At 67.3% G+C, this 14,445-nt stretch carries 13 protein-coding genes; 3 read left to right on the top strand and 10 right to left on the bottom strand.

Features of this window, described 5'->3' with window-relative positions; genetic code table 11:
* Positions 1 to 10: 10 nt before the first annotated feature.
* From ACFWU5_RS06735 to lpdA, 3 genes are read right to left on the bottom strand one after another with little or no spacing between them, the layout of a single operon-like run.
* On the bottom strand, positions 11 to 994 hold the full coding sequence (locus tag ACFWU5_RS06735; protein WP_379242894.1) for an alpha-ketoacid dehydrogenase subunit beta: 984 nt from the start codon (positions 992 to 994) through the stop codon (positions 11 to 13).
* 19 nt (positions 995 to 1,013) lie between these two features.
* Positions 1,014 to 2,114: a pyruvate dehydrogenase (acetyl-transferring) E1 component subunit alpha gene (gene pdhA / locus ACFWU5_RS06730; protein ID WP_379266374.1), complete on the bottom strand. Its 1,101-nt coding sequence runs from the start codon at positions 2,112 to 2,114 to the stop codon at positions 1,014 to 1,016.
* A gap of 11 nt (positions 2,115 to 2,125) precedes the next feature.
* Complete coding sequence (gene lpdA / locus ACFWU5_RS06725; protein WP_379242898.1) at positions 2,126 to 3,574, bottom strand: dihydrolipoyl dehydrogenase; 1,449 nt, start codon at positions 3,572 to 3,574, stop codon at positions 2,126 to 2,128.
* Between the two features lie 262 nt (positions 3,575 to 3,836).
* On the opposite strand from lpdA, the gene ACFWU5_RS06720 reads away from it, so the two are divergent.
* Both ACFWU5_RS06720 and ACFWU5_RS06715 read left to right on the top strand, forming a co-directional pair.
* Positions 3,837 to 5,030, top strand: coding sequence for a PucR family transcriptional regulator (locus tag ACFWU5_RS06720; protein WP_379266373.1), 1,194 nt, complete (start codon positions 3,837 to 3,839; stop codon positions 5,028 to 5,030).
* A gap of 117 nt (positions 5,031 to 5,147) precedes the next feature.
* Positions 5,148 to 6,485, top strand: a complete 1,338-nt coding sequence (locus ACFWU5_RS06715) for a M20/M25/M40 family metallo-hydrolase (protein ID WP_379266372.1) — start codon at positions 5,148 to 5,150, stop codon at positions 6,483 to 6,485.
* A gap of 10 nt (positions 6,486 to 6,495) precedes the next feature.
* Here ACFWU5_RS06715 and ACFWU5_RS06710 read toward each other — a convergent pair whose 3' ends face one another.
* Complete coding sequence (locus tag ACFWU5_RS06710) at positions 6,496 to 8,127, bottom strand: alpha/beta hydrolase (protein WP_379266371.1); 1,632 nt, start codon at positions 8,125 to 8,127, stop codon at positions 6,496 to 6,498.
* A gap of 364 nt (positions 8,128 to 8,491) precedes the next feature.
* Between ACFWU5_RS06710 and ACFWU5_RS06705 the strand changes: the two genes are divergently transcribed.
* Entirely contained in the window at positions 8,492 to 9,784 is a 1,293-nt protein-coding gene (locus tag ACFWU5_RS06705) for a DUF1576 domain-containing protein (RefSeq protein ID WP_379266370.1), read from the top strand.
* 39 nt (positions 9,785 to 9,823) lie between these two features.
* Here ACFWU5_RS06705 and ACFWU5_RS06700 read toward each other — a convergent pair whose 3' ends face one another.
* The 6 genes from ACFWU5_RS06700 to ACFWU5_RS06675 are packed head-to-tail and all read right to left on the bottom strand — an operon-like array spanning position 9,824 to position 14,220.
* The gene (locus ACFWU5_RS06700) at positions 9,824 to 10,576 is read right to left on the bottom strand and encodes an urease accessory protein UreD (protein ID WP_379266369.1); all 753 of its coding nucleotides are present in this window, start codon (positions 10,574 to 10,576) and stop codon (positions 9,824 to 9,826) included.
* Complete coding sequence (ureG, locus tag ACFWU5_RS06695) at positions 10,548 to 11,279, bottom strand: urease accessory protein UreG (RefSeq protein WP_379266368.1); 732 nt, start codon at positions 11,277 to 11,279, stop codon at positions 10,548 to 10,550. The genes ACFWU5_RS06700 and ureG overlap by 29 nt, the downstream gene beginning before the upstream one ends.
* The gene (locus ACFWU5_RS06690) at positions 11,272 to 11,934 is read right to left on the bottom strand and encodes an urease accessory protein UreF (RefSeq protein ID WP_379266367.1); all 663 of its coding nucleotides are present in this window, start codon (positions 11,932 to 11,934) and stop codon (positions 11,272 to 11,274) included. The genes ureG and ACFWU5_RS06690 overlap by 8 nt, the downstream gene beginning before the upstream one ends.
* On the bottom strand, positions 11,931 to 13,640 hold the full coding sequence (locus tag ACFWU5_RS06685) for an urease subunit alpha (RefSeq protein WP_379266366.1): 1,710 nt from the start codon (positions 13,638 to 13,640) through the stop codon (positions 11,931 to 11,933). Before ACFWU5_RS06685 ends, ACFWU5_RS06690 begins: the two co-directional genes overlap by 4 nt.
* Positions 13,637 to 13,921: an urease subunit beta gene (ureB, locus tag ACFWU5_RS06680; RefSeq protein ID WP_379266365.1), complete on the bottom strand. Its 285-nt coding sequence runs from the start codon at positions 13,919 to 13,921 to the stop codon at positions 13,637 to 13,639. The genes ACFWU5_RS06685 and ureB overlap by 4 nt, the downstream gene beginning before the upstream one ends.
* The gene (locus ACFWU5_RS06675) at positions 13,918 to 14,220 is read right to left on the bottom strand and encodes an urease subunit gamma (RefSeq protein WP_379242917.1); all 303 of its coding nucleotides are present in this window, start codon (positions 14,218 to 14,220) and stop codon (positions 13,918 to 13,920) included. The genes ureB and ACFWU5_RS06675 overlap by 4 nt, the downstream gene beginning before the upstream one ends.
* Between the last annotated feature and the right edge of the window lie 225 nt (positions 14,221 to 14,445).

Raw genomic sequence — 14,445 nt, 5'->3', positions numbered from 1 at the left:
CCTCAGTTTCTCAGCGCCGCCGGCCGACGGCCGCCAGGGTTTCCGTCACCGCGGTGTACAGCGATTCCGCGGACGGCAGGGCGAGCTTCTCCAGTGGCTTGGCATAGGGCAGCGGCACCTCGGCCATCGCCACCCGACGCACGGGGGCGTCGAGATAGTCGAAGGCGCCATCGGAGATCGAGGCCGCGATCTCCGCGCCGATGCCGTAGGTGAGCCAGTCGTCTTCGCCGATCACCGCGCACCCGGTCTTGCGGACCGACGCCACAATGGTGTCGCGGTCCAGCGGGCGCAAGCTGCGCAGGTCGATGACCTCGACCGAAATACCTTCGCCCGCAAGCCGTTCGGCGACCTCGGTGGCCACGGTGGCCATCCGGGAGTAGCCGATCACGGTGATATCGGTGCCCTCGCGGGTGACCGCGGCCTTGCCGATCTGGACGGGCGGCAGGTCGTCGGGCACCTCGCCCTTGGTGTTGTACAGCGACAGGTTCTCCAGGAACAGCACCGGATCGTTGTCGGCGATAGCGGCTTTGAGCAATGCCCTGGCATCGGCGGGCGTACTGGGCGCCACGACCTTCAGGCCGGGCACGAAGGCGTAGTACAGCTCGATGTTCTGCGAGTGCGTCGCACCCAGTTGCTGGCCGCCGCCGCCCGGAGTCCGGATGACGATGGGCACATTGGTCTGCCCGCCGAACATGCCGTAGATCTTCGCGGCGTGGTTGACGATCTGATCCAGCGCCAGCAGCGAGAAGTTGATCGTCATGAGCTCCACGACCGGGCGCAGACCCAGCATCGCGGCGCCGATCGCCGCACCGACGAAACCTTCTTCGGCGATGGGGGTGTCGCGCACCCGTTTCTCGCCGAACTCCGCGAGCAGACCGGCGGTGATCTTGTAGGAGCCTTCGAACACGCCGATCTCCTCACCGATCAGGAAGACGTCGTCGTCGCGGCGCATTTCCTCGGCAAGGGTGTCGCGCAGCGCTTCGCGATAGGTCATGACAGGCACAGTGGGGTCCTCAGTGGGTGAAGAGCGGATCGGCGGGCAGGCGACGGGAATCGCCGGGCACCGGGGTGGCGTAGGTGTAGTCGAACAGGCTCGACGGCTCCGGATGCGGACTGGCGTCGGCGAATTCGACCGCGGCGGCGACACCCGCGGCCACTTCGCCTTCGAGATCGGTCAGCGCCTGTTCGGTCAGCACCCCGGCCGCGAGCAACCGCCGCTGCCACAGCACGATCGGATCGTGCTCGCGGGCGGTGGCGACGGTGTCGGGACTGCGGTACTTGCCGGGATCCACCACCGAGTGGCCCTTGAGTCGATAGCTCACCGCTTCCAGCAGTGCGGGTGCGCGATTGCGGCGGGCGTCTTCGATGAGTTCGCTTGCCATGTCGCGCACGGCCAGCACATCGGTGCCGTCGACCCGTTCGCCACGCATGCGGTAGGCGGCCGCGCGCTTCCACAGATCCGGTTCAGCCGACGACTTCTCGACCGTGGTGCCCATGCCGGTCTGGTTGTTGATCACCAGGAACACCACCGGCAGCCGCCACAGCGCGGCGATATTGAGCGACTCGTGGAAGGCGCCGATGTTGGTGGTGCCCTCCCCCATCTGACACACCACGACGTCGTCGCCGTCGCGGTAATCGATGGCCAGCGCCGCACCGATGGCCAGCGGAACCTGACCACCCACGATGGCGTAACCGCCCAGCAGTCGGGTCGCGGTGTCGTACATGTGCATCGACCCGCCCCAGCCCTTCGAGGTGCCGGTGGAGCGGCCGTAGAGTTCGGCCATCACGCGACCCGGTTCGATGCCCTTGGCCAGCGCGTATCCGTGTTCGCGGTAGTTGGTGAACAGGTAGTCGGTGGGACGCATCGCGGCGCCCAGGCCCACGACGGTGGCCTCTTCACCGAGGTTCAGGTGGCAGTAGCCGCCGATCTTGGCCTGCTGGTAACTCTGGGCGGTGCGCTCCTCGAACCGTCGAATGAACAGCATGTCGCGGTAGAGGCCACGCAGGGTCTCTGGATCTTCCACTGCGACAGCGGAATCGATGTCGGTGGCCGCGGGTGCGGAGGTTTTCGTGCGCCTGCGAGTGGGTGTGCTCCGCGCGGTGGTCGTTGTCATGGTCGTGCTCCTCAACGCTTGCGTGGCGCGACGTGGACCGGCAGGCCGAGTCCGGCCATGGCCGCCTCCATGCCGATCTCGCCGAAGGTGGGGTGGGCGTGAATGGTGTCGGCCAACTCGTCGAGCGTGGCTTCCAGCGACATCGCCAGTGCGCCCTCGGTGATCAGGTCGCTGGCAGACGGGCCGATGATGTGCACGCCGAGCACTTCCCGATGCTGCTGCCCCGCAATGATTTTGACGAACCCCTCGGTCTCCCCGAAGGTCTTCGCCCGGCCCAACGCCGCGAACGGGAACTTGGCGGCGACGATCTCATGACCGGCGGCGCGAGCGGCCTCTTCGGTGAGACCGACGCTGGCGATCTCCGGGTGGGTGAACGTCGCGGCCGGGATCACCGCGTAGTCGATGTGAGCGTCGTGCCCGGCGATGACGTCGGCGGCGGTGATGCCCTGATGTGATGCCACGTGAGCCAGCAGCGCGCGCCCGGTGACATCCCCGATGGCGTACACGTGCTCGACCCCGGTCCGTAGTCGGTCGTCGACCTCGATGAATCCGCGTGTGTCCGTGGCGATTCCGGCGACCTCGAGCCCGAGTTCGGACGTATTCGGACGTCGCCCGACGCCGACCAGGACCACGTCGGCGTCCAGCTCCTGCGCCGCCGGGCCGCCGACCGACACCCGCAGGGCGTCACCCTCGGTGATGGCGGTGACCGTGGCGCCGGTCAGGACGGTGATCCCGCGCTTGCGGAACGAGCGACCTAACGCGTCACCGATCTCCTTGTCCTCCAACGGAACCAGACGATCACGCATTTCCACGACCGTGACCTGACTGCCGAAGGTGGCGAACAGGCTGGCCCATTCCGCACCGACAGCGCTGCCGCCGATGATCACCAACCGTCGCGGCACCTCGGTGAGGCCGAACGCGCCATCGGAGGTGACCACACCGGGCAACCCGGCACCGGGGATCGGCAGCTGCGCGGGCACCGAACCGGTCGCCACGATCACATCGCGCGCGCTCACCCGGCGAATCGGCGCGCCAGGGGCGGCGGCATAGCGGGGGCCGCCGTCGAAGATCGGCGAGCCACCGACCTCGTGAACCTCCACGGTGGTCGGCGCGACGAACCGGGCGTGGCCGTCGATCACGGTGACCCCGTTGGCCTTCAGCAGGCCCGCGACACCGTTGGTCAGCTCCGTGACGATGGCGTCTTTGCGGTTCCGCACCGCGGCGAAGTCGTAGCGCACATTATCGGCGTGAACACCGAATTCCGCTGCGGTGGACAGTGTCTGGAAAACCTCCGCCGACCGCAACATCGCCTTGGTCGGGATGCAGCCCCAGTTCAGGCACACGCCGCCAGGGCGCTCCTTCTCCACAACGCAGACCTTCAGGCCGCGTTGCGCGGCGCGAATGGCGGCCACATATCCGCCCGGTCCGCCACCGATCACCAAAAGATCGAAATCCGGCACTCGTGGTGCTCCTCAGCTCGAACGATCAACCCGTCCACGGTTCGGCTCGGGTCGTCCGATGAGTCTCACGGTCCACTGATGCACAAACAATCGACCGACAGCCCAGAGTTCAGGGCCTGCGGTTGGGCGCGTTGCCCAATCAGGCCCGGTTCGTGGGCCCGGTCATCGTCGGCGATCGAGGCGACCTACATTATCCAGAACGCCTCGCTCGAGGCCCTGGTGCGAACCCGGGCTCGGCGAGCACCGAAGCAGAGGAGTGTCCGTGCCAACCGACGACAGCGGCGATATTCGCGCGCTGGCCGAAGCGTGCCGCGCCGACCTTCCCGCGCTGACCGACAAGTTGATCACCGCCGTGTTCACCGACAACCCCGAGTGGAACGACTACACCTCGGTCCCGCGCGCGGAGTTACGCGACGCGTGCGGGCGCTACCTCGCGCGCATCCTCGACCGCCTCAGCACAGCGGCACCCGTCCCCGAGCCCGACGCCGTCGCGGCCGAAATCGGCGAACACCGTGCCGCACAAGGTGTTCCGCTCGAGGCGATGCTGCGAACCTTCCGGCTAGGCGGCCGCATCGTGTGGGAGGCGCTGCTCGACTGTGCCGAGACCGTCGCGGTCACCCCCCGCGAGATCCGCGCCGCGGGCACCGCCATGTGGACCGTCATCGACGGCCTGTCGTCGGCACTGTCCACGGCCTACCGCAACACCGAACTCGACATGGTCCGGCGCGACGAACGCCGCAAGCACGCCCTCATCGAGGACCTGCTCGCAGGCCGCGCCCACGACGCGACGTTCGCCGCGCGCACAGGCCGAGAACTCAACATTCCGCTGCACACCGCCTACCTGGTGATCGTGGCCGCCCCGCTACCGGATGGTCGCGCCGCCCTGTCGGACCCCGAAACGGTATTGCGGGCAGTGGGCATCCGCTCGATCTGGCACAGCCGCGCCGACACCGTGATCGGCCTGGTCTCCTTGGCCGACCGCGACGCCGACACGGTCCTGCACCACCTGCGACCCCTGACCCGCGGACGTGCCGCGGCCTCCCCCGCCGTGCCCGGCCTCGCCGACGTCGACTCCGCGCACACACTCGCCCGCGTCGCCCTCGACACCGTGCCCGCGGGCACCGTCGGCCTGGTCTCACTCAACGACCGCTACCCCGAAGCGCTGCTACTGCGGTCACCAGATCTGGCCGACCTATTGGTTGCCCGGGTGTTGGGCCCGGTCCTGGCCTTGCCCGCCCGAGACCGAGACGCGCTGATCGCAACCCTGTCGGAATGGCTGGCGCACAACTGCTCAGCAGCCAACGCGGCGGTGCGGTTGCACTGCCATCGCAACACCGTGCTCAACCGCCTACAGCGGATCTCGACCCTGCTCGACCGTCCACTGGAAGGCCAGCGCACCTATCTGGAGCTGTCCCTCGCCCTGACAGCGCTCGAGTCCGCACGCGGCGCGGCCTGATCACCTCAGGAAGCGGGCGCGCACCGCATTCAGCCTGGTGAGGGTGGTAACCAGGTATACGCTGTGAACCGGGCTAGACGCGCCAACAGGTGCATATTCTCGGGAGAGGACAGCGGCATGACGGAGGGCACCATCGACCTGGACGGCGCGGTCCAGCGGCTGTCTACCTTGCTACAGATTCCTACCGTCACCACGCAGGACGCCAACGACACCGACTGGACGCAATTCACACTCTTCCGCGAGACGCTCGAGACCCTCTACCCCGTGATGACCGCGAAATTGCGTCGGCAGATCTTCGCCGACCACACCCTGGTCTACCACTGGGATACCGGCTCGAGCGCGGACCCGATCGTGCTCATGGCCCACCAGGACGTCGTCGCCCCCGGCGACCCGGCCAACTGGACGTTCCCGGCGTTCTCGGGCGAGGTCGCCGACGGGGTGATCTGGGGCCGCGGGGCCATCGACGACAAAGGCCCGCTCGTGTGCATTTGCGAGGCCGTGGAAATCCTTCTCGCCCAAGGGTTCACACCCGACCGCGACGTCTACCTGTTGTTCGGCCACGACGAGGAAGTCGCGGGCATCGGCGTCCCCACCGTGGTGGAGTACTTCCGTGCGCACAACATCGTGCCCGGCCTGGTCATCGACGAGGGCGGCGGCGTGGCCGGGGACCTGTTCCCGATCCCCGAGAAGGTCGCCGTCATCGGCACCGCCGAAAAAGGGTTGCTCGACCTGCAACTCACCGCGGTCGACCCCGGTGGCCACGCCTCCATGCCCGGCAAGAACCCGGCCACCACCCGCATCGCGCGCGCCCTGGTGAAAATGGGCGACTACAACTTTCCGGCCCAGATCACCCCGCCGATCATGGAAATGCTCACCATCATCGGTGAACACTCCACCGGCCCGCTCGCCGCGGTCCTGTCGCGCGCCGACAGGTTCCAGCGCCTGATCGCCGCCCTGATGCCCCGATCCGGGCCGCTGATGAACGCGATGATCCGCACCACCGCGGTGCCGACGATGCTCGAAGGCAGCCAGGGCACCAACATCATGGCCGAATCCGCGTCGGCGGTGCTCAACATCCGCATCCTCACCGGCGAAACCGTCGCCGGCACCGTCGAGCGCATCCGCAAGGTCATCGACGACCCGCACGTCGAGCTCACGATCATCAACGCCTCCGAACCCACCCCGGCCGCGCGCACCGACGGTCCCGCGTTCGACCGCGTCAAAGACGCTGTCGCCGAAACCTTTCCCGGCGCGGTGATCTCCCCGTTCCTCGTCGTCGGCGCCAGCGACGCACGCCACCTCGCCCAGATCAGCGATTACGTCTACCGCTTCTACCCGTTCGAGCTCGACGAGCAGGCTCGCGGTTTGCTGCATTCGGTCAACGAACGACTATCGGTGGCATCCCTCGAACACGGGATCCGTTTCTACGAGGCAGTTCTGCGTCGCAGCCACTGAGCCGTCGCGTTCAGCCTTCGCCGCGCAGAATTCCGCGAAGCCGTTCGGTATCGGCCGGAGTCCAGCCCTGCGGTTGCAGGATCGCCGCCCAGGAATCGGCGATAGCCGCGTGGAAGGTGTGCCCGTGACCGTCGGGGACGTCGACCGACACGGCCATGTCCGCCGAGACCTGCAGGAATGTCACCACGGGGATCCAGCGGGTGCTGGGCAGGACGTCGCTGCCGCGTTGTTCGGACAGCCAGTCCGGCTTCTGGAACAGCAACTTCGGTGACCACCACGTGATGGGGTCGGAGGCATGTTGCAGGTACACCACCCGAGGCGACGGCCACGGGGCTGCCGGGCGTGCCAGATCGGCGGCGTCGGCGACGAATCGAACGGTGTCTCCATCGCGGTAGATCGGCAGCGTTTCCGGCGAACCCGGGTCGCGTCGCGCGGTGGTGTCGCCCCAGATGGAGTTGAGACCGGTAGGACCGACGAACAGGGCACCGTCGGTGCGCGCGGCGATGTCCTGCACACTGGCGAACGCGGCCTCACCGCCGAATGATCCGAGGCTCTCGCCGAACACGACCAGTTTCGGCCGGTGCTCGGCGGGCATGGTGTCCCACACCGCGTGCACGGCTTCGAACAGGGCTTGACCGGCCTGGCGTGCGCGTTCCTGATCGACGAGGAACGACAGCGCACTGGGCAGGAACGAGTACTGCATACTCACCAGCGCACTGTCGCCGTTGGCCAGGTATTCCAGCGCGGACGCGGTCGACTCGTTGATCCACCCAGTGCCGGTGGTGGTGGCCACACCGAGCACCGCCCGGTCGAATCCCCCGGCGCGCCGCAACTCCGCGACCGCGAGATCGGCTTCGGCACGCACGTTCTCCGCGGAATCCAGACCCGTGTAGACGCGGATCGGTTCGGGGGCGGGTCGGCCGCTGAACGCGGTCAAGTCGACGGGCGTGGGACCGTTGGTGACGAAAATGCGGCCCTGCCTGCCCAGGGAGTCCCAGCTCACCAACGAGCCGGGCCCGCCGGAGCGCTGCGGCAGCGTCGGCGCGGAAGTGTCGTCCGGGGACTGCTCGTTGGCGGCCTTGAACGACCGATTCAGCACCGACATCCCGGCCTCGGCCACCACACCGTTGACCGCGGCGACCAGCAGCAGTGCCACCACCACCGCGCCCACCACTACGGAAACGCGCGCGGGCAGTACCCGTTCCACGTGCCGCCCGACCCACCGAACCGCCGCCGCACACACACGCACGATCGCGAGCAGTATCGCGAACACGACCACGGCGACCACCACGATGATCGGATAGGCGTGCCACGGCAGGTCCTCCACGCCCATCAGCGCACGCAGTTCGCTCTGCCAGTCGGCATACCAGAGCAGCACGCCGATCGTGCCGACGACCGCCACGACCGCCAAACCCCAGCGCAATGCCTTCGGCGCCGACCCGATCCGACGTTCCAGCATCCAGCCGATCGCGGCGGTGACCGCCAGCCCGAGTCCGTAACCGAGCACGGCCGCCGCACCGGTGACCACGCCCTGGAACAGCGGCCCGCGCGGCAACAACGACGGCGTCAACGACAGCCAGGTCAACACCAGCACCCCGACTACACCACCGAAAGACAATCCCCGACGCGGAGACTCGGACACACGACTGCTTGCGACGTCATTCATGGTGTTCCCTTGTGAGTCACGGATGCCACATCGTTGCCGAGGATGAGCCTGTCGAACGAAAGCCGATCAGACGGGCTCGGACGAAATCATTCCTGACCGTAACACCAGACCCCCTGCTCAACACGCGTGTCAGAGCGGGCAGTCGCGTCGTGACTACCGCTGAACAGGGCGCGCCGCGTGTCTGCGGTCCACGCCGAAGCCGCGATCGGATCCGCTAGCATCGCGATCGAAGCGCTGGTCGAACCTCCCCGCGATGCCGATTGCCCTGCGGTCGCTGCGAAGACCGACGCGGCCTGTCCGCGACGCTGACCGAAGCTGCTCGACAGCGAGGAGAAGTGCGGTGAACTCGACGACCGGCCGACGTGACCAACACACACTGCTGGTGATCATCACCGCGACGGCACTGGCGTTCGTGCTGTTCGGTTTCGCAGTCGACACACCCGCACAGGTGGTGCGCGGCATCGGCGACATCGTGTTCGCGCGTGACCTGGTGGTCACCGACTTCGTCGGGGTCGGGGGCCTGGGCGGCGCGTTCGCCCAGGCGGGCTTGGTCACCTTGGTGGCATGCCTGGCGTTTCGGCTGACCGGTGCGCCGGTGAACGGGGACGCGGTGGCGTGCCTGCTGCTGCTGCTCGGTACTTCCCTGTACGGCAAGACGCTGCTCAATATCTGGCCGATCATCGCGGGTGTCGCACTGTATGCCGTGGTTCGCGGTGACCGGTTGGCCGACTATGTGTCGACGGCGTTCTTCGCCACCGCGTTGTCGCCGATCTTCTCGGTGCTGGTCTTCACCACAGCGCTGCCCGCGTGGGCCGGCATCGCGCTGGGCGTGTCGACGTCGGTGCTCATCGGGTTCGTGGTGCCGCCGGTGGCGCGGCGACTGTTCCACACCCATGCTGGATACAGCCTGTACAACATGGGATTCGTCGCCGGAGTTGTCGGCGCGGTGATCGTGGCGGTCTATCAGGCCTTCGGACTCGGCCCGCAACCGGAGATGGCGTGGACCTCCGGGCACAACACCGCGATCCTCGTTCTGTTGACGATCTGTCTGGTGGCCATGCTGGTCGCGGCGTTCGTCTGCGACCGCTCGCCGTGGCGGGCCTACGCACGCCTGCTGCGCAATGACGGCCGGGCACCGTCGGACTTTCTCGCCGACTACGGTGCGGGCGCGGTCTTGCTCAACATCGCCGTGATCGGTGCGCTGGCGGTCGGGTATGTGCTCGTCATCGGCGCACCCCTCAACGGTCCGGTCGTGGCGGGGATCCTCAGCGTGATCGGGTTCGGTGCCTGCGGCAAGCACGCGCTCAATATCGTGCCGATCGTGGTCGGTGTGGTGTTGGCCGGGTTGCTCAAACCGCTCGAGCTGACCGATCCGGGCATGATCTGGGCCGCACTGTTCGGCACGTGCCTGGCGCCGATCGCGGGACGGTTCGGCCCGCAGTGGGGTGTGGTCGCCGGATTCCTGCACGCCTCGACCGCGCAGGTGACCGGTGTGTTAGTGGTGGGGCTGAACCTCTACGGCAACGGGTTCGCCGCCGGTCTGGTCGCGGCGGTGGTGGCACCGGTCGCGGCGTTCCTGGCCCACCCGCGCCGCACGCCCGGCACTGTCGACAAACCAGTACCGGCGGCCTGAGCCGCGTTGGTTCATTCACCAGCGGCAGTCGCGCACGCACTACCGATGCCAGGCCTGCCACCACTGGTCCATCTCGTGCTCGATCGTGTGCGCCGCGTGGCTCAGTACCCTGGCCAGCGCACCCGGTCCGGCGAGGTAGGTGGCGGTCGGGCTCGGCAGCGTGTCGGGCCGATGCCCGAAAATCGCGACGGTGCCGATCACGCGGTAATCGCCCAGAATGCCAGGGCACGAACGCAATTCGGGGTCGGCGAGGTATAGTTCCTCGACCAGCAGCGGTGCCGCGGCGTAGGTGACGCGCTGGCTGGAACGCAGCGCCCCACCGCGCTCGCCACTTCGACCCAACACCACGACCTCCGACAACACCGCCCTCGCCCCCTCGGCCAGATCGATGGTGATGCAGCGGGTCAGATCCGCACCCTTGGAGATGACCAAAGGCGCTGCCTGCCAACGCAATACCCCGCCGCACGCTACTGTCACTCGGGCTGTCCAGCTCGCATTCCCGCCGCGGGCGTTGTAGGCGACGGTGCCCGAGGGCTCGACGAGTTCGAGTTCGACACCGGCGCCGACCGCGATGTCGAGCTCGAGGCGGTCTCCCGCGACGAGCATCGCACAGCACCCGACCAGCGCGATCCGCACCCGCGCACCATCGATACTCAACAGCCGCGGCGCCAGAAAATCCCCCCGATCCAGCATCTCGACGACCACTCCGGTCGCACTGGGCTGCACCGAGATTCGCGTCGGCAGCACCGGCGCGACGTCGGGCTCAGTGCTGGTGAGCGTGCTGATGGTCATGGACGTGTCCGTGCTCGTCATCGGCGTGGAAATGCGGCGCCATCGGACCCGGATCAGCCGGTACCAAAGCACCACCGCGGTGCGCGTTCAGCACCGTGCGCACCCAGTCGACGAGTTCGTCGATGCTGGCCGGATCGCGCTGACTCAACGCCACCACCGGCAGCCCGCCGCGCACGGCGCTGGCGTCACGCACCATCTGATCAGGGTCAACGCCCACGTGCGGGCCCAGGTCGGTCTTGTTGACCACGAGCAGATCCGCCCGTTCGATACCGGGACCGCCCTTCCGGGCGACGTCTCCCCCACCGGCGACGTCGATGCAGAACACCTGCGCGTCGACCAGGGCCGGGCTGAACGTCGCGGTGAGGTTGTCGCCACCGCTTTCGACCAGCACCAGATCCAAAGGCGCGAACTGCCTTTCGAGATCCTCGACTGCGAGGAGGTTGGGTGTCACGTCGTCGCGGATCGCGGTGTGCGGGCACGCGCCGGTCTCCACCGCGACGATCCGCTCCACCGGCAACACCCCCGCGGCCCGCAGCAGCCGGGCATCCTCGTCGGTGTAGATGTCGTTGGTGACCACGGCCATCTCGAGCTCTGACGCCAACCGACGGCACAGGGTGGCGATGAGCGTGCTCTTGCCGGTACCCACGGGCCCCGCCACACCCAAACGCAAGGGACGTGTTGACGGGTCAGACTTTTCAAGCATGGAAAATCCTCCTGTGTCGGTTCGCATGTTCGAGGGACCACTGCTCGATCTGTGGTGCGGTCGGCGCGGGCAGATCGGCACACCCGGTGACGGTCACGGCCAGGTCGGCGATGCGTTCCACGGTGTCTGCCAGCGCGAGCACCCAGCGCACGGGCTCGACCGGGTCCACGGCGATCAGTTTCGGTGCGGCGCAGGCGGCGGTCTGCAGATCGTCGTAGAGCGCGGTGCGGGCGGTCCGGATGTCGTCGAGTCCGGCGACCGCCGCGACCACCCCGAAGGCGACCGGGCGATACGGTGCCGCCATCGCGGCGAGTGCGGTTATGCACGGTTCCGCGGGCCACAACTGCTGTGCGAGCCGGGAGATTCCCCGGCCCAGTTGCACCGAGGCCGCGCGCAGAGCAGAACTGGAAGTCCTTGCCGCATAAGCACTGTGAATCTGATCGAGGTCGGTGAATTCGCTGAGTGCTGCCCGCCGAGCAAGCACTGCCGTAGCCGCCTCCACGCGCCCGACCGTGTGCAAGCGCGCGGTCAGGTACCGCGAGATCTGCGTCGGGGGCATCGCCGCGCGCAATGCCGGTTCGAGCCCCGCGGAATGGGCGTGACCACCCACCGGCAGGCGCCCATCCGCCAGCAGCAGATCGACAACGCTGCTCAAAACATCAGATAGCGTTGGGCGAGCGGAAGCTCCACCGCGGGCTGCGGCGGCACCGGAACTCCGTCGATCGACACGATGAAGGTCTCCGGGTCGATCTCGATGCGTGGCAGTGCGTTGTTTCGCGGCAGGTCCTTCTTCCCGATGTCGCGAGTCGGACGCACCGCCGCCAGCCTGCGAGTGAGACCGAGCCGCTGCTCGAGCCCGGTATCCAAGGCGATCGGCGCCACGAACGTCGTCGACAGGTGCGCCGCCGCCACACCGTGAGCCGCCAAACCGGGCCGCATCAACACCGGCTGCGGTGTGGTGATCGAAGCGGCCGGATCGCCCAACGGCGCGGCCACCACCGCACCGGATTTGATCACCGCCTCCGGCCGAATCCCGAAGAACGCCGGCTTCCACAGCACCAGATCAGCCATCTTGCCCGCCTCCACCGACCCGACCTCGTGATCGATGCCGTGCGCCACCGCCGGACAGATCGTGTACTTGGCGACATAGCGGCGAGCGCGCTCGTTATCGGCCGGCAACGTCGAATCACCGCGTCCGAAGCGCGATTTCATCACGTGCGCGGTCTGCCAGGTACGGCAGATCATCTCCCCGATGCGGCCCATGGCCTGGCCGTCGGTGGACATGATCGAGATCGCGCCGAGGTCGTGCAGGATGTCCTCCGCGGCCATGGTCGTGGCGCGGATGCGTGATTCGGCGAAGGCCAGATCCTCGGGCACTTTCGGATTGAGCGCGTGACACACGATCAGCATGTCCAGGTGCTCCACGACAGTGTTGACGCTGAACGGCATCGTCGGATTCGTCGACGCGGGAAGCACATTCGGCTGACCGGCCAACACCATGATGTCGGGCGCGTGCCCACCACCCGCACCCTCGGAGTGGAACGCGTGGATCCCGCGCCCCGCGATCGCATCGATCGTCTCCTGGACATACCCGGTTTCGTTGAGGCTGTCGCTGTGCAGGGCCACCTGCAGACCGAACTCGTCAGCCGCGCGCAACGCCGCATCGATCACCGGCGGCGCCGAACCCCAGTCCTCGTGGATCTTGTAGCCACCGGCCCCCGCGAGCGCGTCCTCCCGCAGTGCCTCAACGCTGGTGGTGCTGCCCTTGCCGAAAAGCAGGACGTTGACCGGCAATTCGTCCAGCGCGCGGTGCACCATCGCCAACGACCACGCACCCGGTGTCACCGAGGTCGCCTTCGTGCCCTTCGTCGGCCCGGCGCCACCACCGATCATGGTGGTCGTGCCCGCCGCGATGCCCTCGCGAATCTCGATCTCGGACAGGAAGTGCACGTGCGTGTCGACCGCACCCGCGGTCAGAATGCAGCCCTCCCCGGCGATGACATCGGTGCTGGGCCCGATCTCCATCCCCGCGTCGATGCCGTCCATGATCTCGCTGTTGCCCGCGCGCCCGACCGCGACGATGCGCCCGTCCCGGATCCCGACATCGGCTTTGACAATGCCCCCATGGTCCAGCACCACAACGTTGGTGACCACCACATCCAGGGCGCCCTGATCCCGACTGACCCGCCCCTGACCCATCCCGTCGCGAATGGTCTTGCCACCACCGAACACGACCGCGTCATACCGGTTGGTGCGATCGGATTCGACCTCGATCCACACATCGGTGTCACCGAGCCTGATCTGATCACCGGTGGTCGGCCCGAACAACTCCGCGGACCGATGCCGTGAAATCGCGTTCACCGCGTCATCTCCCGACCCACCCGGCCACCGAACCGGGTGCACGCCACGTTGCGGCTCACGCCCGGCTCGAACCGGATCGAAGTGCCCGCCTGGATATCGAGATGGAAACCGACCGTGACGGTGCGGTCGAACTCCAGCGCGGCGTTCGCCTCGGGCAGATGCAGATGCGAACCGACCTGAATCGGCCGATCCCCGGTGTTCACCATCACCACGTCGAGTTGGTCGCGACCGCTCTCGTCCGGCAAGGGAACCTCACCGAACCGGTACTCACCGGGGATCATCGAATCGGCTCGGTGATGGTGACCAACTTGCGACCGTCACGAAACGTCGCTTCGACCTGCACGTCCCCCAACATCTCCGGGATACCGTCCATCACATCCCCGCGCGTGAGCACCTGCCGACCCGCGCTCATCACCTCGGCCACCGACCGACCGTCGCGAGCACGCTCGATCGCCCAGCACGACAGCAACGCCACCGCCTCGGGATAATTGAGTTTCACACCACGCTCATGCCGGTCGCGCGCCACCATCCCCGCAACGCTGAGCAGCAGCTTTTCCGTATCCGAAGGATTCAGTCGCATATCGAGCTGTTCCGATCTCTGGAGTCCGACACCGAGATTCACACAACACACGAAACGTTCGAGCCACGCACACTGGCGTTTCGCCCACACTATCAATCAGCGGGCCTACAGCTGATCCCCTTCGCGCGAGGCGCCGGACCTTCGAGCAAACCGCCCGGTCCTGTCGTTTTGGCCAGATCACCCAACATCGTTGTGGCACATGTGATTTCGTTGACTCACCTCAGC

Source organism: Nocardia sp. NPDC058640 (assembly GCF_042716995.1).
Classification (GTDB): Bacteria; Actinomycetota; Actinomycetes; order Mycobacteriales; family Mycobacteriaceae; genus Nocardia.
This window is presented reverse-complemented; position numbering and strand designations above follow the sequence as displayed.